At 61.0% G+C, this 19,807-nt stretch carries 17 protein-coding genes and 2 pseudogenes; 6 read left to right on the top strand and 13 right to left on the bottom strand.

Annotated features, from left to right (window positions below; all coding sequences use genetic code 11):
• Window positions 1-25: 25 nt before the first annotated feature.
• The 6 genes from NKI88_RS00925 to NKI88_RS00900 form a co-directional block, all read right to left on the bottom strand.
• The gene (locus NKI88_RS00925; RefSeq protein WP_352653535.1) at window positions 26-1,123 is read right to left on the bottom strand and encodes a Gfo/Idh/MocA family protein; all 1,098 of its coding nucleotides are present in this window, start codon (window positions 1,121-1,123) and stop codon (window positions 26-28) included.
• A gap of 35 nt (window positions 1,124-1,158) precedes the next feature.
• Complete coding sequence (locus NKI88_RS00920; RefSeq protein ID WP_352653534.1) at window positions 1,159-2,220, bottom strand: ABC transporter ATP-binding protein; 1,062 nt, start codon at window positions 2,218-2,220, stop codon at window positions 1,159-1,161.
• A 1-nt stretch (window position 2,221) separates the two neighbouring features.
• Window positions 2,222-3,313, bottom strand: coding sequence for an ABC transporter ATP-binding protein (locus tag NKI88_RS00915; RefSeq protein WP_352653533.1), 1,092 nt, complete (start codon window positions 3,311-3,313; stop codon window positions 2,222-2,224).
• Window positions 3,310-4,266: a carbohydrate ABC transporter permease gene (locus NKI88_RS00910; RefSeq protein ID WP_352653532.1), complete on the bottom strand. Its 957-nt coding sequence runs from the start codon at window positions 4,264-4,266 to the stop codon at window positions 3,310-3,312. The genes NKI88_RS00915 and NKI88_RS00910 overlap by 4 nt, the downstream gene beginning before the upstream one ends.
• The gene (locus NKI88_RS00905; RefSeq protein WP_023740297.1) at window positions 4,263-5,123 is read right to left on the bottom strand and encodes a carbohydrate ABC transporter permease; all 861 of its coding nucleotides are present in this window, start codon (window positions 5,121-5,123) and stop codon (window positions 4,263-4,265) included. The genes NKI88_RS00910 and NKI88_RS00905 overlap by 4 nt, the downstream gene beginning before the upstream one ends.
• Window positions 5,124-5,204: 81 nt before the next feature.
• Window positions 5,205-6,818 carry an extracellular solute-binding protein gene (locus tag NKI88_RS00900; protein WP_023682259.1) on the bottom strand — a complete coding sequence of 538 codons (1,614 nt, stop codon included), beginning with the start codon at window positions 6,816-6,818 and terminating at the stop codon, window positions 5,205-5,207.
• 349 nt (window positions 6,819-7,167) lie between these two features.
• Here NKI88_RS00900 and NKI88_RS00895 point away from each other — a divergent pair, with 349 nt between their 5' ends.
• The 3 genes from NKI88_RS00895 (at window position 7,168) to NKI88_RS00885 (ending at window position 10,775) form a co-directional block, all read left to right on the top strand.
• The gene (locus NKI88_RS00895; RefSeq protein WP_023697399.1) at window positions 7,168-8,196 is read left to right on the top strand and encodes a LacI family DNA-binding transcriptional regulator; all 1,029 of its coding nucleotides are present in this window, start codon (window positions 7,168-7,170) and stop codon (window positions 8,194-8,196) included.
• A gap of 406 nt (window positions 8,197-8,602) precedes the next feature.
• On the top strand, window positions 8,603-9,493 hold the full coding sequence (locus NKI88_RS00890; RefSeq protein WP_352653531.1) for an adenylate/guanylate cyclase domain-containing protein: 891 nt from the start codon (window positions 8,603-8,605) through the stop codon (window positions 9,491-9,493).
• Window positions 9,494-10,514: 1,021 nt separating this feature from the next.
• Window positions 10,515-10,775 (top strand): hypothetical protein, encoded by a 261-nt coding sequence (locus NKI88_RS00885; RefSeq protein WP_245260004.1) that lies wholly within the window; start codon window positions 10,515-10,517, stop codon window positions 10,773-10,775.
• A gap of 275 nt (window positions 10,776-11,050) precedes the next feature.
• On the opposite strand, the gene NKI88_RS00880 is transcribed toward NKI88_RS00885, so the two are convergent.
• The gene (locus NKI88_RS00880) at window positions 11,051-12,022 is read right to left on the bottom strand and encodes a DMT family transporter (RefSeq protein ID WP_352653530.1); all 972 of its coding nucleotides are present in this window, start codon (window positions 12,020-12,022) and stop codon (window positions 11,051-11,053) included.
• On the opposite strand from NKI88_RS00880, the gene NKI88_RS00875 reads away from it, so the two are divergent.
• The 3 genes from NKI88_RS00875 to NKI88_RS00865 all read left to right on the top strand — a co-directional run bounded on the left by NKI88_RS00875 (window position 12,009) and on the right by NKI88_RS00865 (window position 14,953).
• The gene (locus NKI88_RS00875; RefSeq protein WP_352653529.1) at window positions 12,009-12,770 is read left to right on the top strand and encodes a CGNR zinc finger domain-containing protein; all 762 of its coding nucleotides are present in this window, start codon (window positions 12,009-12,011) and stop codon (window positions 12,768-12,770) included. The two genes, NKI88_RS00880 and NKI88_RS00875, sit on opposite strands and share 14 nt — an antisense overlap.
• A 273-nt stretch (window positions 12,771-13,043) precedes the next feature.
• Window positions 13,044-13,247: a CsbD family protein gene (locus NKI88_RS00870; protein ID WP_023819378.1), complete on the top strand. Its 204-nt coding sequence runs from the start codon at window positions 13,044-13,046 to the stop codon at window positions 13,245-13,247.
• A 173-nt stretch (window positions 13,248-13,420) separates the two neighbouring features.
• On the top strand, window positions 13,421-14,953 hold the full coding sequence (locus tag NKI88_RS00865) for an ATPase domain-containing protein (RefSeq protein ID WP_352653528.1): 1,533 nt from the start codon (window positions 13,421-13,423) through the stop codon (window positions 14,951-14,953).
• A 5-nt stretch (window positions 14,954-14,958) separates the two neighbouring features.
• Here NKI88_RS00865 and NKI88_RS00860 read toward each other — a convergent pair.
• The 6 genes and pseudogenes from NKI88_RS00860 to NKI88_RS00840 all read right to left on the bottom strand — a co-directional run.
• Window positions 14,959-15,285, bottom strand: a pseudogene (locus NKI88_RS00860) (ATP-dependent DNA ligase); the annotation flags it as partial.
• Between the two features lie 96 nt (window positions 15,286-15,381).
• Complete coding sequence (locus NKI88_RS00855; RefSeq protein ID WP_032911339.1) at window positions 15,382-15,741, bottom strand: DUF4112 domain-containing protein; 360 nt, start codon at window positions 15,739-15,741, stop codon at window positions 15,382-15,384.
• A gap of 55 nt (window positions 15,742-15,796) precedes the next feature.
• Complete coding sequence (locus NKI88_RS00850; protein WP_352625261.1) at window positions 15,797-16,291, bottom strand: YidB family protein; 495 nt, start codon at window positions 16,289-16,291, stop codon at window positions 15,797-15,799.
• A gap of 129 nt (window positions 16,292-16,420) precedes the next feature.
• Window positions 16,421-16,576 (bottom strand): annotated as a pseudogene (locus tag NKI88_RS31805) (DUF6894 family protein); the annotation flags it as partial.
• A 155-nt stretch (window positions 16,577-16,731) separates the two neighbouring features.
• Window positions 16,732-18,705 (bottom strand): D-apionate lactonase family protein, encoded by a 1,974-nt coding sequence (locus NKI88_RS00845; RefSeq protein WP_352653527.1) that lies wholly within the window; start codon window positions 18,703-18,705, stop codon window positions 16,732-16,734.
• Window positions 18,702-19,796: an ABC transporter ATP-binding protein gene (locus NKI88_RS00840; protein WP_352653526.1), complete on the bottom strand. Its 1,095-nt coding sequence runs from the start codon at window positions 19,794-19,796 to the stop codon at window positions 18,702-18,704. The genes NKI88_RS00845 and NKI88_RS00840 overlap by 4 nt, the downstream gene beginning before the upstream one ends.
• Window positions 19,797-19,807 lie beyond the last annotated feature (11 nt).

Here is a 19,807-nt window from a genome sequence, read left to right as displayed (position 1 = left end):
ATGTGAATTCCTCCCTGTAAGCGATTCAGTTGGCTGATTTTATCGAGATTTCGGAAAGCTTGACGGTGCGGCCTTGCGCCATCGAGCGATAGCCGGCCTCGACCAGTGCCATTGTCTTGACGTTGTCGGCGACGGAGAGCGCCGGCGGCGCGCCTGTCTTCACCGCATGCTGCAATTGCTCCATCACGCCGATGAAGGCATGCGGGAACCACATCGTGTCCCAGCTCGGGCTGACCCATTCGCCGCCGGTCGTCTCGGTCGAGGCATAGGTCAGCGTCGAGGCCACGCCTTTCGGCCAGCCGATCGTGCCTTTGGCGACACCCTTGGTGCCGTCGACGCGCCAGTTGATGTGCTGGTCGTCCAGATAGCCCTCCTGGCGCGGTCCGGACCAGACATCCTCCAGCGACACGGCGAGCACGCCGGAGGGAAAGCGCAGCGTCGAGACGGTGATGCCGTCGCTATGCTCGAATGTCGTGCGCGGGTCCTTGCGTGTCAGCGTGGTGATTTCCGAGGGATCGCCGAACAGAAAGCGCAGCACGTCGAGATGATGCACGCTCATATTGGCGAGCGTCAGCCGGTCGTAGTCCTGAAGGAAAGTCTGCCAGTGCGGGATGGCATGCATGTCGATCTGCGCGAAGACGATGTCGCCCAGCGCGCCGCTGTCGATGATCTGCTTCAGAACGCGCATCGACTGGTCGTAGCGCATGTTCTGGTTGACCGAGAGGATCTTGCCGGACTTTGATGCTTCGTCGCGCAGCTTCACGGCTTCATCGACCGACAGCGCCAGTGGCTTCTGCGCCAGGATCGCCTTGATGTGAGGCTGCTTCAGCGCATGGCGGATCAGCGCCGGCTGCTGGTCGGGCGGAAAGGCAAGGTCGACGATCTCGACCTCAGAATCCTCGATCAGCTGTTCCGGCGTGTCGTGCACGGTCGGGATGTCCCAACGCGTGGCGACCTTCTGCGCATTGGAACGGGTCCGCGAGGCGATCGCCATCACGTTGAACCCCGCTTCGCGATAGGCTGCCAGATGGCACTCGGCCATGATCATGCCGGCGCCGATGCAGCCGATACGGTATTCTTTCGTGCGGACCTTCACGTCCGGCTCGAAGCCTTCGCTCGCCATGTCTTCCTCCCGCAATTCTGTTTTCGCAGCCGCGATCATCTCGCCAACGCGCCTCCGTCCTGCCCGAAATAATGCACCCGGGCCGGCTCGCAGGAAATCGCTACCACCGCATCCGGCCTGATGTCGGGCTGGCCGCGCAGCAGCGCCTTCAGCCGCGCCTCTCCGGCGGCGAGCGTTACCACCGTGTAGCCGCCAAGCGGCTCGACCTCGAACACGCGTGCCGGGCGGCCAACGCCCCCGTCGACCCAGGGCCGGACCTGGATGTCCTCCGGCCTCAGCCCGATTTCGATCGCGTCGGCCGGAGCAGCGCGATCGGCGATGCTGACCGTGCCTTCTGCGGCCTCGATGCCACCGTCGCCGCGAACGGATTTGAGGATGTTCATCATCGGCGAACCAAGCAGTCGCGCCACATAGGTGTTCGCCGGGCGGTCGTAGATCTCGGACGGGGCGCCGATCTGTCGGATCCTGCCATTCTCCAGAATCGCGATGCGGTCGGCGATCGACATCGCCTCTTCCTGGTCATGGGTGACGTAGATCAGCGTCTTGCCGAGTTCGCGCTGGATGCGCTTGAGCTCGACGCGCGTTTCCTCGCGCAGCCGCGCATCGAGCGCAGAGATCGGGTCGTCCATCAGATAGGCGTTCGGGTCGCGCACCAGGGCGCGGGCTATCGCCACGCGTTGCCGCTCGCCACCGGAAAGCTGCGCCGGCGGATTGTGCAGAATATGGCCGATGTGGAGCTTGGCGGCCACATCGGCGACACGCGTTTCGATCTGGGCCTCGGCGACCTTGCGCTCGACCAGCGGGAAACGCACATTTTCGCGCGCGCTCATATGGGGGAACAGCGCCAGGTTCTGGAACACCATGGCGACATTGCGCTCGGCCGGCGAGACGGTGTTGACCGGTTTGCCGCCGATCAGGATCTCTCCGGCGTCAGGCGTCTCCAGCCCGAGCACCAGGCGCAGGATTGTCGATTTGCCCGACAGCGGCGGCCCGAAGAAGCAGAAGAATTCGTTGTCATTGACGGTGAACGAGGCGTCGTCGACGGCGAGCGTCGTGCCGTAACGCTTGCTGACATTGCGAAAGACGATATCGGCCATGTCAACCTGCCTTCATCGCAATGCCGCTGCGGGCATCGAAGACACGCACGGACGATGCCACGGGGGCGACGACGGCAAGCTCGCCGATCGACAGTCCGACAGCATTGTCGAACACCGCCTTCACGGCGGTCTCGCCATCGCCGAGATGGACGATGGTCCTCGCGCCGATCCGCTCGACGAAGCTCACCGGCATGGCGAGGCCCTGCCCGCTCTGCACCAGCGACACCTGTTCGGGCCGGAAGCCGTAAAGCACCTCAGAGCGCGATCCGCGCAAGGTGGCGGCCAGCGCATCCGGCAGCGTCGGCGTGACCCCCAGTGGCCCGAGATCGACCACCAGGCCCCGGTCGCTCTCCGCCGGCCTTCCCTGCAGCAGGTTCATGCCCGGAGCGCCGATGAAGCGGGCGACGAAGACATTGGCTGGATTGTTGTAGACTTCCAGCGGCGTTCCCACCTGCTGCAGCACGCCGTGATCCATGACGGCAATGCGGTCGGCCATGGTCATGGCCTCGAGCTGGTCATGGGTGACGTAGACCATCGTCTGCCTGAACTGGCGCTGCAGCTGCTTGAGCTCGGTCCGCATTACCGCCCGGAAGGCGGCGTCGACATTGGACAGCGGCTCGTCGAGCAGGAAGATGGCCGGCTCCATGATCGCCGAGCGTCCGATTGCCACCCGCTGCAGGATGTTGACCGAGAGCCGGTCGGCCTTGCGGTCGAGCAGCGGCGTCAACTGCAGCAGCTCGGCGGTGGCGCCGACGCGGCGGTCGATCTCGGCTTTCGCCGCACCACGCATCCGCGGCCCGTAGCCAAGGTTCTGGCGCACCGTCATGTGGGTGAAGATGGCATAGTTCTGGAAAACGAAGCCGACGCCGCGCCGGCCCATCGGCACGCCGGCCATGTCGCGCTCGCCGAACAGGATCTTGCCGCTGGTCGGCTCCTCCATGCCGGCGATCATGTTCATCGTCGTCGACTTGCCGCAGCCCGAAGGCCCGAGGAGCGCCATGAACTCGCCATCGGCGATGTCGAGGTCCATGGTCTTCAGCGCCGTGAACTCGCCAAAGGTCTTGACCAGGTTGCGCAGCTGGATCGCGCTCATGCCGGCACCAGCCTTGCGCGCGCCATGCGCTTCATGGCAAATACGGCAACGATCGAAAGCACGACCAGGATGGCCAGCGCGATCGCCGCCACATAGCCCCAGATCAGGTCCTGCGTCGTGACCTTGTAGATGTAGACGGAGATCGTCTCCGTGGCGACGCCGGGGCCGCCGCCGGTCATGATGTAGAGCGTGTCGAAGATCTTGAAGTTCTCGATGACACGGATCGCCAGCGCGATGATGATGATCGTCTTCATCTTCGGCAGCACGATGGTGACGAAGCGCTGCCACGGATTGGCGCCGAGCAGGCTCGCCGCCTTGATCTGGTCCTGCGGCACGCCGACCAGGCCCGCAAGCAGGATCAGGAACATCAGCGGCGTCCATTGCCAGATGTCGGCGATCATCACCGCGATCAGCGCCAGCGTCGGGTCCGACAGCCAGGCGATGGTGACGCGTGACCCGCTGAGTGCCGACAGGATGTCGTTCAGCGGTCCGCCCGACTGGAACAGCATGAAGAATATGTAGCCGGCCACCGCCGGAACCACCATCATCGGCATCAGCAGGATCGAATAGAAGATCCGCTTGCCCGGAAAATCGTCCGCGAACAGCGTCGCCAATGCCAGGCCAAGCAGGAATTCGACAGGCACGCACAAGACCATGACGATGGCCGTGCGCCTCAGCGCGCTCCAGAAGCGCGCATCGGCGGCAAGGTCGGTGTAGTTGGCGAAGCTGTTCCACATCTCCCATGCGTTCCACCAGCCCAGGCCGGATAGCGGCGACCAGTCGGTGACGCTGATGTAGAGCTGCATCAGCAGCGGGAAGACGGAGATGAAGAGCACCAGGATCTGCGCCGGCAGCGTCAGCCGGAATCCGAGCCGCGCTCCCTCGTCCCGCAGCGCGGGCTTGCCAAGCGCGGCCTTTGCGTCCTTCGAGACAGTCACGGTCACCGCGCTCATTGCTTGAGCGCGCCGAACGTCAGGCCGCGCACCAGATGGCGCTGGATGGCAATGCCCATGATGACCGGCGGCACCGCGGCGATAAGACCGAGCGCGGCCTTGGCGCCATAGAGTTGACCGGTCATCGAGGAGGACAGCGAGGCCATGTAGACGGGGATCGTCACCCATTCGCGCGTCGTCAGGAGCAGCGCGATCAGATAGTCCGACCAGTTGAGGATGAAGACGAAGAGGGCGGCGCTGGCCAGCGGTGCGCGCATCATCGGCAGCGTGATGCGGGTGAAGACGCGCAGCCGCGAACAACCTTCGACAAGCGCCGCTTCCTCGATCTCGCGCGGCATGTCGTCGAAGAAGGTCTTCATGAGCCAGAAAGCGAATGGCAGGGTGACGATGCCGTAGATCAGCGCCAGGCCAAACCAGCTGTCGGTGAAGTTCAGGAAGGCCCACATGATCATGACCGGGATCATCACCGCCATTGGCGGAAACAGCCTGAGCTGGATCAGCGCCAGCGGCAGGTTCTGGCCCGAGCCGAAACGCGACAGCCCGTAGGCCGCAGCCGTGCCCGCCGACATTGCGATCGCCGTGCCGAACACCGCCGACAGCAGCGACGACAGGATCGGCTTCAGCGCGGTGCGGTCGAGCGCCACGATCAGATTGTTGTTGGATTCACCGAAGACGAACTGGAAATTGCCGAGCGTCGGGTTCTTCGGCCACCATGTCAGGTCGGCGCCGGTCGCCGACCATTCGGCGATCGGCTTGAAGGCCATCGACACCATCCACAGGATCGGCACCAGCGTCACCGCCATCGCCGCGAAGATCGCGGCGTAGCGGAATATCTCGAAGGGGACGGAACGCTTCATCTGGCTGCTTTGCTGGTGGCGTTGACTGCGGCGGGGAGGAACAGATGCTCTTCCCCTCCAGCGCTGATCCAGGGAGACGGATCAGCTGATCGGGTCGAGAACAGTCGGCCAGGCCTCCTTGTTCGTCCTGATGGCTTCGAGCAATTTGTCCTCGCCGATGCGGCGGGCGATCTTCTTCCACTCCGCTTCCGTGTCGGCCATCGCCTGTTCCGCTGTCTTGGCTTTGGTCAGCGACGCCATCAGGTTTTCGTCCAATGCGTTGTGGAAGGCGGTGGCGCCGGGATAGTTGATCGTCGGCACCGTGCGGGCGACGGTCTCGCGCACCACGTCGATGTGGTAGGCGTGGTAGGTCTGGCGCACCAGCGGATCGGAGAAATCCGAGAGCCGGAACGGATCGAGATAGCCGCCCGGATTGGCGCTCATCCAGGCATAGATGCGGGCGGAGCCCAGCCACTGCAGCAAGAGGTAGGCGACCTCCTGGTTTTTCGACTGAGACGAGACCATGCCGGTCAGCGAGAACCACAGCACGGAACGGCTGATCAGCTTGCCGTCGACTTCGCGGCCGGGCGGCAGCATCGAGCCGATCTTGCCGGTGACGGCGGAATCCTTGTTGCCGGCATTGTCGAGGAATTTCGGCAGGTTCGAGAAGGCGCAGGTCATCGCCGCGCCGCCCTTGGCGAAATTTCCATACTGCTCCGGCCAGCCCCAGGAGATCGCGTCCGGCGAGTGATGAACGAGCGAGCCGACATATTCGTTGGTGGCGGCAATGCCGTGCTCGGAATTGATCAGCGGCTTGCCGTCGTCGCCGAACAGGAACTGGTTGGGCGATGCCATCGAGACATAGCGCTGATACCAGTTGGTGTAGCCCCAACCCTGGTTGCGCAGGTCGGTGGAGCCGAACAGGCCCTTGTCGGGCCGCTGGAAGAAGCCCGCGATGTCACTGTGCTGCTTCCAGGTCTTCGGCGGCGCCAGATCGTAGCCGAATTTGTCCTTGAACGCCTTCTGCTCGGCGGCGTCGCCGAACAGGTCGGTGCGGTAGACCCAGGTCTGGAAGTCGCCGTCCAGCGACACGCCATAGTTGGACCCGCGATATTTGTTGAGCAGCGACACGCCTTTGGCGCCGTCGACATAGCCGGTCTTGGGATCGTCCCATTCGGGCTTGTACTGGGCGACGAAGTCGTCGAGCTTGGCGATGCCGCCGGTCTCGGCAAGGTCGCCGAGGCGGTTCCATTCCGTCGAGTAGATGTCATAGGCCCCACCCTTGGTGGAGATGTCCTGCATCGTCTTCGTGAATTCCTGGCCGTTCGGCAGGCCGACGATCTCGATCTGGATGCCGGTTTCCTTTTCCCACAGCTCCTTGATCGACGGCGCACCCGCCGGGAAAGGCTGTGTGAGTTGGCCAATCGAGCCATCCGACAGGCCAAGCACGATCTTGGCCGGTGCCTTGCCTGCTCCCTTCAAGGCCTTGGCCGCCTCAACGGCACGGCCTTCCGGCGTGTCGGCGCCATATTGATAGCGCTCGGCGCCCTCGAAACCGGTGGGGCCGCCTACCATGCCTGGCGCCAGCGCGTCGGCCGCAACGGCACGGCCGGGACGGATGAATTGCGGTGCGATACCGGCCGCAGCCACGAACGCCGCCGCCTTTCCTCCGGACGCCAACAAGCCGCGTCGCGATATGCGGATCAAATCAGACATTGGAATTCCTCCCTCAGGGCCGATGTTTCCTCCACGAGCCCTTGAGGGATATTGACGGCAGCATCGGAAGGCTGTCAACATCATAAATACTCAAAATACATCGTAACACCGCAACCGCGGAGAAAATACGTCATGCAAAGGTCGACACACGGGCTCAATGCCTCGATTTGATGGGAAATCTGCCTTTCTGGCACGGGACTATCACGCCGGGCGACGCGATTTAGCCCAACCTCCTTGCGCATCGGCTAAGGCTGGATACATCATTTTCCATCAGAATCGCTGATGGCTGGCAGCTGTGGCGTCGGACGGGCTAGCGGCATTCTGCGATCTTATGCATGAGGAGATGACGGTGCGTTCCACCTTGACTGACATAGCCCGGGAAGCCGGCGTTTCCGCCGCCACCGTCGACCGCGTGCTGAACAACAGGCCCGGTGTGCGGGCGCGCACGCGTGAGATCGTGCTCGAAATGGCGCAGCGCCTCGGCTACATCGCGGAGGGCCCGAACGGAGCGCCGCCCAGGCCCTCACCCGGAGAGGTCATCCGTCTCGACTTCGCTCTGCCGGCCGGCACCAATTCCTTCATCAAGATGCTGCATCGACACATCGAAGCGCAGGCCTTGGCGCGCCCCGATCTCGACGTCCACATCGCCACCATAGAGGGCTTCAACCCCGACCGGCTCGCCCGCCTGCTGCAAGAATTGCGTGGACAGACACAAGGCGTCGGCGTGATCGCGCTCGATCATCCAACGGTGCGCGAGGCGATCCGCTCGCTGTCAGCCAATGACGTCAAGGTGGTGACCATCGCCTCCGACATCCTGCATGTTCCGAGAGTGGCCTATATCGGCATCGACAACCGCGCCGCGGGGCGGCTGGCCGGCTATCTGCTCAACCGCTTCATGGGATCGGAACGCCCAAGCAAGGTGGCGCTGTTCGCCGGCTCGCTGTCCTATCGCGGCCATGAGGAACGCGAGATGGGATTCCGGCACATCTTGACCGAGGAGTCGCCCAATCTCGAGATCGTCGAGATGCGCGAAATGCTGGATGACCGAGAGAAGGCTTATTCGGAAGCATCAGCGCTTCTGGACCGGCACCCCGATCTTGCCGCGATCTACAATGTCGGCGCCGGCAACACCGGCATCGCTCGGGCGCTGAAGGAGCGTGGACGCGCCAAAGACATTCTCTTTCTCGGCCACGAGGTGACAGACGGCACCAAGGAACTTTTGTTGGATGGGACGCTCGATGCGGTCATAGATCAAAATCCGCGCGTCGAGGCGCGGGAAGCGCTCAACATTTTAAGCCACTCTGTCAGGCACCTGAACTATGAACCGCATCAACCACGACTTCAGGTGATCTTCAAAGAGAATATACCTGAAATCTGATCAATGGATCCGTGATCTTATCGCAAAGCACGGCGTTGGCGTCGCCACCGGTCCCAAATACGAACGAGAGCCCGAATGATCTCGTCAAAGCCGCCGATCTGGCACTATTCCGTGCGAAGTCGGAGGGGCCGAGATCGGGTCGTGGTTGATGGTGCATGAGAAGGCCGTCGCCCGTTGCAACTCGGTCAGCCTAAAAGACCAAGTCCACTCATAGCACCGAAGTCGCGAACGATTGGGGCGAAGAGGGTTCTGGATGTCGGCACGAAGCCGACGAATGGCATACGCCCGTCCGTCCGCGACGATCACCTGAGGCATCGCCCCGGCCCCAGGCGCACGAGCAGATATGTCGCAGGCAACCTCGTGTGTTATACACGCACGCTGACTTTTTGGGTCGGACACGAGATCGATGGACCAGGAAACGCTTCTTGCCGCAGTCCTCTTAGCTGATTTCGTGGGCAGCACGCCGCTCTATGAGCGGATCGGAGACGATGCCGCTCTACAGCAGGTCTCGGATTGCCTGGACACGATGCGCGAGATTGTCGCCAAGCACCGTGGTGATTTCATTTACTCGAAAGGCGATGACATACTCAGCCTCTTCGAGAGCCCGGAAATGGCGCTGAGGGCCGTCTGCCAAATTACCCATCAACTGACCAAAGGGCCGTTGAGCGCCCGTATCGGATTGCATTTCGGGGCGGTCATTCGCGCGCGGGGCGCGATATTCGGTGATGTTGTCAATGTCACCGCAAGGTTGTCCACCACGGCGAACCCCGGAGAGGTGCTGATCAGCCAGAGCTTCTGCGAAGCCCTTTCCCCGAGAAGCCGCAAGGGCCTGCGGCTCCTCGACAAAATGGCCTTGAAGGGGAAGCAAGAGTTCTTCGATGTCTATACCCTGTGGAGCGACGATGGGGCCCCCGGTACGCAGATCACCAGCCATGGCGCCACTACAGATAGACGCTCGGTCCTGCCGCGGCAGATTCATCTGGTCATCCGCTACAGAGATCAGCTGCGATCCTGTCGAAACGGCGAATCCGTGACAATCGGCAGATCGGCGGAATGCGATATCATCGTCGAGCGGCCCTGGGTATCGAGGCGCCACGCCGCCTTCACCATATTGAATGGCAGAGCTCGGCTTCTCGAACGAAGCTCTTCGGGCACATTTGTGTCCATGGGACTCGGCCATGAAGTATTCGTACGCCGTGAAGATATTATCCTCTTCGGCTCCGGCGTCATCTCGCCTGGAGTGAAGTCGGCACTCGACGAAGCCCAGCTTCTTCACTACGAAATTGTCTCGGATTGACCCGGCCCGGATACTAGCTCGACCGGTTTCGAGCTGGTTCGCTGGCGCCTCAATGTCGCGCCGTACTCTTTGACAGCCATTGGAATCGACCGTTCACAAATGTGCCAAGGCCAATCCAGGAACGTCTGCTCTCGAAGTTGAACTGCGAAGAGCTGACTTCCGTTTCCCTCGCTGAGTTCGACGGAGCCGCGGCCGATGCATCTCCCTCGCAGGATGCGGAGTTCTACCTGCTCCGAGGCCACATTCTGCAGGTGGATGGTTTCGGCAGCAAGCTGGCCCGCTCGATCGATGACGCGCTAGGTCTTGCCGCGAAAAGGCCGTGGGAATTGTGCTGGACTGTCGGCCAGACAATGAGCTGCCGACGGGAGCGGCCGGCTGAAGCGGGATGCCCGGACCAATTCCCTGCCCTGTGTCGCCTTGATGTCCCCAGGTGCTGAAGGTCAGCACAGGCTGTTGCAGCCCGGGGTCGACGAACGCTTCATCAGACCACTGCGCCGCAATAGCTCCTCGAGCACCTGCGAAGGCTCGCGATTGGGCTACCGTCACGAAATTGGCGCAGAAGCGCAGACCACTGACATATCGCGACCTCGAGATGGAGCTCGATACCACCGTATTTGCAGCACCGGGGAAAATTCCTCTTGGGCCGATCGAGTTCAAGTTGGTGCGCCACATGCTCGAGAATCCTGAAAGGTGATCAGCCGTGATGAATTCATCGCAGCTGGCTGGTCGCAGAAGCCAGTGTGAGCGCCCAGTGGTCGACGTTCACATGAGCCAGTCGCGAAAGTTGTTGAAGCAGTCGTCGCAGAGTTGCCATTCGCACCGTGCGGCTTGCCGGCTATTCTCTCGGGACACTGCGGGCTGACAATCTCGGCGGTTGGGTTCAGAAAGGTCGCTGCGTGACGCCGCAAGGGGACCAACGCGATGGGAAAGGTCTTGGCAGCTAGGGGACTTAACGCCACCGACATTGCAGCCGTGGCGCTGCTCTAATCGAGAGAAAGTCTGGGCGTATAGAACAAGCGACATGAGCGTGTCGGATTGTTTGCATTCAAACGACCTTTGCGACGTTATCCGTGCCTTCGCCTTGCTGGTGCCGGAGGAAATCATGACGTCGCCCGACAATTCAGTCGAACTCGTTCGCGACAAGAAGTGGACGGTCCGCATCACCGCCTACGGCAGCACCCTGACGTTTCCGTTCGAAGCAGAAAGCTATGCACGTTCTTATGCCGATGGTCAGGCATTCCGTCTCGGCGTTCAGGTGGCGGAACTGAAGCGATGCGGCTGACACTTTGTCGACGCGTTGGCGGATAGCCTGCATCGCGATCGGAACGAATAGGTCGCTGATTGCAGCCTCGCGATTTTTCCATCAAATCCCGCCTGCAATCTTTACAGCAACTCGGCAAATCCCTCGCCGACTAGTGTTGTCATATGAGCTGGAGCTTTCCTCGCCGCCGGTGGTAGGCGGGATACGCTGCCGGGAGAGCCCTCTTTTCGCATAGACGAGAACCTTGTGCTTTTCCATCTCAAGGCTGATTGGCGGCTGGATGCGCGCGCCGTCTTTCATGTTCTGCCATCAGCCCGCGCGGAGCGTGGAATCAACGGCGGGGAAGCGGATGATGTTTCCTGTTTGCGCTCGCGTAGCGCAAGAAACGCTGCGAAGAGCATGATAGCCATGCCCATGATGTCGATCAGGCTAACCTCCTCGCCGTAGGTGATGATGCCAAGCACGACGGCAATGACGGGTGAGACGAAGGCAAATGCTCCGGCGCGCGAGGCGCCGATTTCGTGCAGGAGCCGGATAAAGAGTGTGTAGCCTATGAACGAACCAAACAGCACGAGGAACAGCCACCCGGCCCAGGCCGGCCAGCCCCAATCGCCTTTTAGAGCCGCGGCCGCGCCTGGCTCCACAACGAGTGAGATGAGAATTAGGAATGCGCCCCCGAAAAGGGTGGTGAAGCCGGCGATGAAGTCCGATGAATATACCTCAAGAAGCGGCCGCGCGAGCACCGAACCCCATGCATAGATTACAGCTGCCGACGCCACCGCTGTCATCGCCAGCAGCCGGAGCCCCCTGCCCTGCTGGTCTGCGTGTGTCCAACTAGCATAGGCCTCGGGCCCGAACAGGATGCACAGACCGGCCGCACCGAGCAAAATGGCAAAAAGCCTGCGGCCGTCATAGCGTTCGTCCCCCAGAAGCAACGCAAACCCAAGCAGCGTGACGGGGGTCAGCGAAAGCTCAAGAACAGCCGCGGTGCCCGTATCGATGTAGAGCATGCCCCAAAAGAGTGGGCCATAGCAAAGCGGAATCATGAACAACGTAACAACGAAAAGGCGCGGCCAACTCCTTTTCGCCACCCTTGGTAGAGCAGCGCCCCTTAGGCGCGTCGCACTGAGGATCAGCAAGCCGGCTACTGTAAAACGCGTGCCTGCGAACATCAGAGGCGGCACGGTGGCGATCCCTGCCTTGATACCGATCCACGTGGTGCCCCAGATCACACACAAAACCAGAAATGTCGCTGTGTTGCGGTTCATCGGAAGCAGCCTTCGCTGGGCGTTGTTGGTTCGTAACGGCCAAAAGACATTTATTTCGTTACAACGGCCTCTTGCCAATACGGTTCCGCCAACCGATGTTTCCGGGATGGATTTTGCGAAGACTATCGTCGACATGCGCATGGTTGGCGGTCACGCCTGCCTGGACTTCGTCAACACGGTCGACGCGCGACGCGATGTATGGGGGCCAGACCTCTTGCAGACCTATGCCGACCTGGTCGTCTGGGCTGGACGTGCCGATTTGATCGACGTCGATGAGGCGCGAGCACTGCTCGTGGAGGCTTCCGCCCGCCCGCTCCTTGCGGAGGCGGCATTGGAAAAGGCCAAGATTTTGCGCGAGGCCGTTCACGCGGCTCTCCAGGCCGAGGCGGCAGGCGCCCGGGTGCCGGACGATGCCTTGCAAATCGTGCGCGATGCAGTCGCCCTAGCCCTGCCGAAGCGCTCGCTTTTCCCGTCCGGCGACCGCCTCGCTTGGCAGTGGACCGACGCAGCCAGTCTGAACACGATCGGCCACCGCGTGGCCTTTGAGACAGCCGAGTTTTTGGTGTCCAGGAATGACCGCCGCCGCGTGCGCGAGTGCACCGGGCCGAACTGCGGTTGGCTTTTCATCGACACCTCGCGTGGCGGCCGCAGGCGGTGGTGCTCGGATGAGAGCTGCGGCACACGCAGCCGGGTAAGGCGCTTCAGGGCAAAAGCCGCAGGGAACATGGCTCCCAACAGAAAGAATTAGTATCTGACGCCAGGCTTGGATGAGGAACGCAGCATAGTTGGCTTCACGCTATCCCTGTCGGTGTTTGTCCAACGAAGCTGGTCTCGCGAGCGACTGTGGCCAAGACGGTGGAGAACACGGCCGGCGCGGCAAGCCATCATCGCGTTCCAGAGCGGGTTGCTTCGGGGCCGCCTACCTCGCCACGCTTCGATCGGTCGATCTGCTCAAACTTGACGGGAACTCCGCTAGCCTGACGGCGTTTTTCTCAGTCCGAAACAAACAAGGATAGGTGCCATGGACTGGAACCGTATCGAAGGCAATTGGAAGCAGGTAAAGGGCAAGGTCAAGGAACAGTGGGGCAAACTCACAGACGATGATCTGGACCGTATTGCCGGTAACCGCGATCAGTTGGAAGGCAAGATTCAGGAGCGCTACGGCATTGAGAAGGACCGCGCTCAGCGCGACATCGATGACTGGTATGGCCGGCAAGGCTGGTAGGTCGCCGGTTCCAAACTGAACTTGAAAAAGGACTCCGAGAGTACGGCGCCCTTTTTTGCCGCGTTTCCTGTCACCTTTTCGTGAGTCTCACGACAAGAGCGCTCACCGAGAGACGTGGAACCGCCAAAGGTGCCCGTCGTTATCTGGTTCTCGAAATTACATTGGGGGATTAGTTGGACAGAGACGACGCCTCAGCGATCGCAACTGGAGTTAGCGGGCTCGACTACATTCTTCGTGGCGGCTACGCCAGGAACCGCTCCCATCTCATCGAAGGGAAACCAGGTTCTGGAAAAACCACTCTTGGCCTCCAGTTTTTGATCGAGGGCGCCAAAAAAGGCGAGACATGCCTTTACATCACTTTGTCAGAAAGCAAGCGCGAACTGCTCTCGGTTGCTGGCCGTCACGGCTGGGACCTGAAGGGGGTGCAAATTCTTGAACTTGTGCCGCCGGAGCTCAGTTTCGATCCGGCGCAGCTACAGACATTGATCCATTCCTCGGAATTGGAACTCGGCGAAACCGTGCAGTCTGCCATGGCCGAGATCGGACGTGTCAGACCCGATCGCGTGGTGTTCGATTCGCTCTCTGAAATTCGACTTTTATCGCAAGGGTCATTGCGGTATCGGCGCCAGGTGTTGGCATTGAAGAGCTTCTTCATGCTCAACAATGTGACGGTGCTTATGCTCGACGACCTGACGGCTGAGCAGGATGACCTCAATTTGCATTCGATCAGTCACGGCGTCATACGGATGGAGCAGCTGTCGCCCGTCTATGGTGGAGAGCGCCGGCGGCTACGCGTGATCAAAATGCGCGGCGTGCAGATCCGGGGCGGCTTTCACGATTTCGTCATTCGCCCAGGCGGCGTTATCGCCTATCCGCGGCTCGTTGCAGCCGAGCATGAGGTGGCCGAGCATGATACGCCGGCCATGAGCAACAACCGGATCGACACCCTGCTTGGCGGCGGGCTGGCCCGTGGTACCAGCACGATGCTGATGGGGCCGTCTGGCGTTGGCAAGTCTACCATTGCCTGCACCTATTGCTATGCCGCACTCGAGCGTGGCGAGCGTGTGCTGGTGCTGTTGTTTGACGAGACAAAGCGCATCTTCTTGGCGCGCGCCGCCGGGCTCGGCATGCACCTGGAGCCGTTTGCCGAGGACGGCACGCTGATGCTTGAATGTGTCAATCCGGCTGAGCTTTCACCAGGCGAATTATCTTCGCGCATCCAAGCGGCCGTCGAAGAATCCAATGTGCGGATCGTCGTGATCGACAGCCTAACCGGCTATCTCAATGCCATGTCCGAAGAACAGCATCTGGTGCTTCAGATGCACGAGATCCTCACCTATCTCAATCAGAAGGCAGTGGCGACGATCCTGCTGTTGGCCAATCACGGGCTGTTTGGGCAAACGGCAGCGCCGGTCGATATGACCTATCTCTGCGATTCCATCATGCTTCTGCGCTTCTTCGAGAACGCAGGTCAGTTGAGACGCGCGATTTCCGTTGTCAAGAAACGTGTCGGCCCCCACGAAGAGACGATTCGTGAGTTTAAAATCGGCGGTAACGGCGTGGCCGTAGGTGAGCCACTGGAACAATTCCGCGGCATCCTGATGGGATCTCCGGAATTTGAAGGCAAGCCGACAGACCTTCTGAGGGATAAGGCGCTGTGTTCACGTAGATCACGGCCATCGAGGTACAGGAGGTCGAAAGCGTAGAGAGTCATCCGCAGCGAACTTGGGTTGCCCAGCTCACGTTCCAGGGCTTGATAGTCCGGCAGGCCGGTGTCGCCCAGGACGACAGCTTCACCATCGATGATAGCGGATTTGACCGGCAAGCTTGCCGCGGCCTGAACAATCCTCTTGTAACGGTGTAACCAATCGTAGCCGCGACGCGTGAATGCTCGCGCCTTTCCGCCTTCAACGACCAGCTGCGTCCTGTAGCCGTCATATTTGATCTCGTGAAGCCAATCTCCGCCTTCGGGAGCTTTCTCGACCAGTGTGGGCGATTGGAACTCGATGAACGAAAGCCGGTCAATGGCACTGGTCATATGCTCGCGACTCCAGGAATCGCGACTCAAGCCCCAGCGCCCCTGTCGGTTCCGAGCCTTTTAGAAGAATTGCATCGCGACGATTGGTTATCCGCCTCACTTGTTGATGTGGCGGCGCAGCAGAGTGATGTTGCGATTGTTCGCCTTAAAATAGACGTCGAAGATCGAGCCGAGAATTGGGACACTTCCTACGAGCGTATCCAGCAGCACGTTGCCTAGCATGCGGGCGACCAACCCATTTCCGGCACCGACGTTTCGAGCTCGCAAGACGATGTAGGCCGAGACAATGCCCGTCGCCGCATCTCCGAGTACGGGGACCAGACCTACGAGCGCATCCAGTCCAAAACGAATTGATGTGCCTGGAATGCGCCAGCGGGAATCGAGTAGCGCGGCCAATAGATCCAACTCGGCAAGTACGTTTGCTGTATCACCACCGTGACCGCCCTGCCCGATCATGCCAACTCGCACGCCAGTACGATTTAGTATCTCTCCCAGATGGATAGCCGTCACCTTAGATATCGCTTTGACCGCCTGAATTCGCTTGCGTCCTGTGCGATGGCACGTCGTCGAGCAAGGTCGTCTCACCGGAGCTTTTCGGCGCCTCAACGGGCAATTCACCAGTAGGCGTCATTTTGCTGACGGCCTCAGGCAAATCTCGCGTGATCCGGCTTATGAGCTCCTCGCGCGAAAGGCCGGTCTGCATCGAGAGGGAAGTCAGGGTGTCTTCGTCTATGGCTGCTTCCACATCGCTCGGCTGGATCGGCTCGTTCGGCCCGGTGCCTACCCACGAATCGACCTTCGATCCGGCGCCTGCCCCTCTGAACCGGTCGAGAATATCGCCAAGCGCGGTCCCCGAAACGCCTTTTGAAAGCTGATCCAGAATCCCGCCTTGCGGATCATTTGGGTTGCGATCACCCGCTCCACGGATCATGTCGCCGATCTTGTCGCGATTTTGGTATGCCAAGACGCCGAGCATCGCGATCGCCAATTTTCCCAGGTTAGCCATTGGTACCTCCACTGTTCAATGGACAAGGGCTCAACATCACAAAAGTTCCGACTGGCGACGATCTAATTGAATAAGGGCTGGCGTATCGACACAGACGTGAGCGGTGCTGCCTAACCGGCTTGTTTCCGTTTACGGTGCGGCTTCGGCCTCGCAGACGTTGATCGTGCAAAGCTCGTTGCCTGCCTGATCGCGCATGCGCACTAACCATCCGGTCATATCGTCATCGCCCAGATCAGCCAACAGGCCGATTCCGCAACGGATCGCTTCGGCGCGAGCGGCCTCAAAACTTGGCGTCTCGGCAGGCGGAACCTAGCGAGCCTGGTCGCCGTCGCGATAGTACAACGTATAAGCGAGATGGATTCCAAGCGCTGCCTTAAAGTATGGAACTACCACCCTCATCTTTGACGGGGGTTTGGCCAAACAGCGAACATCGGCTAGGCCTAAGACGATCGATCGAGGTCGACTCGCGCGACGGCGTAGGCGCCAAGCGAGATGCTTTGATCATCCAGCGGTCTTGCGGAACTTTCCATGAAGTCGGGATCGGTTGCCGCCCGCTCGAACTGCTCGGCGCCGAGAAGAGCAATGCGGGCGCTGCTCGGCGAATCAGAAAGCCGCACAGATTGCGTCTTGGCGGTAAGGTTAGCGACCCACAGGGTCACGCGGCGATCTTTTTCAGCCGCGATCGTCACGACGCCGTCACAGCCGGAAGTTCCTACGGACAGCAAGGTGGCTCCGCCGAGCTTTGAGAGACCAGCCAAGACATGGAAAGCGGGATAGACCGTTGGGCCATCCTGCTGGTCATACCATGGCTGCACGAAATCAGACTTCCTATGGATTTGGCCAAAGGGGCCGGCGAAGTCACCGAACGCGACGGCATCGATTCCTTCGCGAGCGCAGGCCGCGAAATATCCGACAGTCCAAGCCGCATTGAACAGCCCGCGCTGACGAGGATCAATGCGCGATAGACAGACGCGAGCGTTCGCTTCATTCGGCGCAGTGGATTTTCCGTATGGGTTCTCACGGCAGCCGAGCTGGATGGGACCGATACGCAGTGGCAAGCGTTCCCCCATGAAAGCATGCGCGGAGCGGATTAGATGGGGGATTGCCTGAAGTGTCTCCATCACCGAGACATCATCTGCGGCGTGCACGCTTGGACAGGTGGTGAAGGTCACGTAGTCGAGCGCCTCGGCTGGCGGACGCTTGCGGTTGAGTTCGGTGAAGTAAGCGGCCATGCCGCCGCCCAGCGCGATGCCCGGGAAAGCCCGGCGAGCGGCGGAGTAGCTTTCGTGGAAGCTGGGCATAGTCGGCCACGGTGCTCCCGGCTGTACGGATGTCATGTCCTGCGCCGGAAAGACGGAGACAGCTTCTAGTTTGAGGCCGAGTGAGTGGACAGCATCCGCGACCGGCGCCAATTCGCCGAATGGATCGCGCGTGCCCTTGGTGATAATCTCGAGGACCACGCCAGCGCCGGTCAGCCGTGCGAGCGCGGCGTAGCTTTCTAGTTCATCCTGGCCGTGTGCGATCCGGAGATCGACCTGGCAGACCATCCACTGCGGAGCCATTCGTCGTAGGAGCTCGGGGGTTTCGAGCGCGTGCTTTGCCTCGTCGGCGGCGACGCCGACGCCAGTGCGGGGCACTCGGCCGACGAGTCCGCCGATCGTCAGGTTGATGAGTGGATTGCGATTTTCAGACGTCCCGGCAGGGAGCGTTCCTGACACGTGAAGCCGGACGGCCTGCGTGAATTTCTGGCCCCTGGGCAGTCTGTAAGGCCACGGGCGACGCAGAGGGCGGACATATGTTTTATAGGAGGCGTCAGACCAATTGCGTTGGTCCTCCATCTCAAAGGCATCACCCTCCATGGTGCATGTCGCCCAGATCCCAGGCGCGATCTCGTGCGATAACGCCCGGATGTCGGTGAACGGACATTTTGGATCGATGTGGTCCGGAAAGAACGATAGCTCGTCGTGACCATCCTCATGCAGCACCTTTATCGGCTTGCCGGCTAAGCCCTCGATCGGATGAAGGACCACGAAGCCGGTCCGATTCGTCAAAAGGTCAGTCTCGGGCTCTGCCTCCGCCACAAACGACAGCGCACCATCGCCACTGCCTGAGACGCGCGCCCGGTAAATCAGGCGGCCGGATGTTGCGGCACATGTTGCACGGTATTCAATGGCGAACGCATCCGGCCTCTCGTCGATCCGCAGATCATCGAGAACGGTGGTACATGTTCCCCAGTTTTCGTCCCGTACAAGAAACGAGATTCCGCGCAAGACCTCGATCGTCCCGATGCGGATGTAACGCAAGGCGCCATTGTCGAACGCGACCGACAAGGATCCGGCGCGCAGTGTGCGCAGCGGTGCCTCGAGCTGTTCGGTGCCACACAAGCGGACTGCCAGGGAAGCTGTCGAGGTCAAATTGCGCGCTCCGTCGTGGCGTCGAAGATCGAGGCCCGGTTCATGTTGATGTCGATCGCAAGCTTCTCGCCCGGACGGCTGACATCGTGCGCCTGCAGCTCAGCCATCACCGGCGCGCCGGCCAGTCGGAATGTCGCGTAGCTGCGCGAGCCGGTCGGCTGCAGCAGGTCGATCGTTGCCTCATAGCGAAACGTGCCCTGCTCTGGCATGGCAGTGTGCGCACGAGTGAGGTGTTCTGGCCTTAACCCGAGCAGCACCTGCTGTCCGTCCGCGACGCCCTTCAGCCCCCTGCCGGGCGCTAAGGGTAGCAGTGCATCTGCGAGCCGGATGGCAGCGGCGCCTGCGTCCAAGGCAAGGGTGCCTGGCAGGAAGCTCATCCGCGGCGAACCCAGGAACCCAGCGACGAACGTGGAGGCCGGGTGCTCGAACAACTCGAGTGGCGCGCCCTGCTGCTCTATCAACCCGTCGCGCATCAGCACGATACGGTCAGCCAACGTCATCGCTTCGATCTGGTCATGGGTGACGTAGATCATCGTTGTCGCAATGTCCTGGTGAAGGCGTTTGATTTCGCCGCGCATTTCGTCGCGAAGCTGTGCGTCGAGGTTGGACAGCGGCTCGTCGAATAGAAAGATGCGGGGGTTGCGGACTATGGCGCGGCCGATGGCGACGCGCTGGCGCTGGCCACCGGATAATTGGCGCGGAAAACGCCCCAGCAAGGGAGTGATGCCAAGCATGCGTGCCGCCTCGGCGACGCGCACCTCGACCTCTGGCTTCGGCATCTTGCGAGCCTTGAGGCCAAAGCCAATGTTCTTGGCCACGCTCATATGCGGATAGAGCGCATAATCTTGAAACACCATTGCCACGTCGCGATCGCGCGGCCGGAAATCATTAACCACCTCGCCGCCAATCTCGATCGTGCCTTGTGAGCTCTCCTCCAGTCCTGCGATGGTCCTCAGCAGAGTGCTCTTGCCGCAACCGGAGGGCCCAACCAGGACCGTGAACTCGCCGTCGCGGATGTGGAGGTCAATGCCGCGCACGGCATGGAACGCGCCGTAGCGCTTGTGCAAGCCGGTAATTTTGACTTCGGCCATGCGGGAGCTTT

The sequence above is a fragment of the Mesorhizobium sp. M0317 genome (assembly GCF_040321555.1).
In the GTDB taxonomy this organism is placed as follows: Bacteria; Pseudomonadota; Alphaproteobacteria; order Rhizobiales; family Rhizobiaceae; genus Mesorhizobium.
Note: the sequence above shows the minus strand (reverse complement) of the source record. Positions and strands in the feature narration are given on the sequence as shown.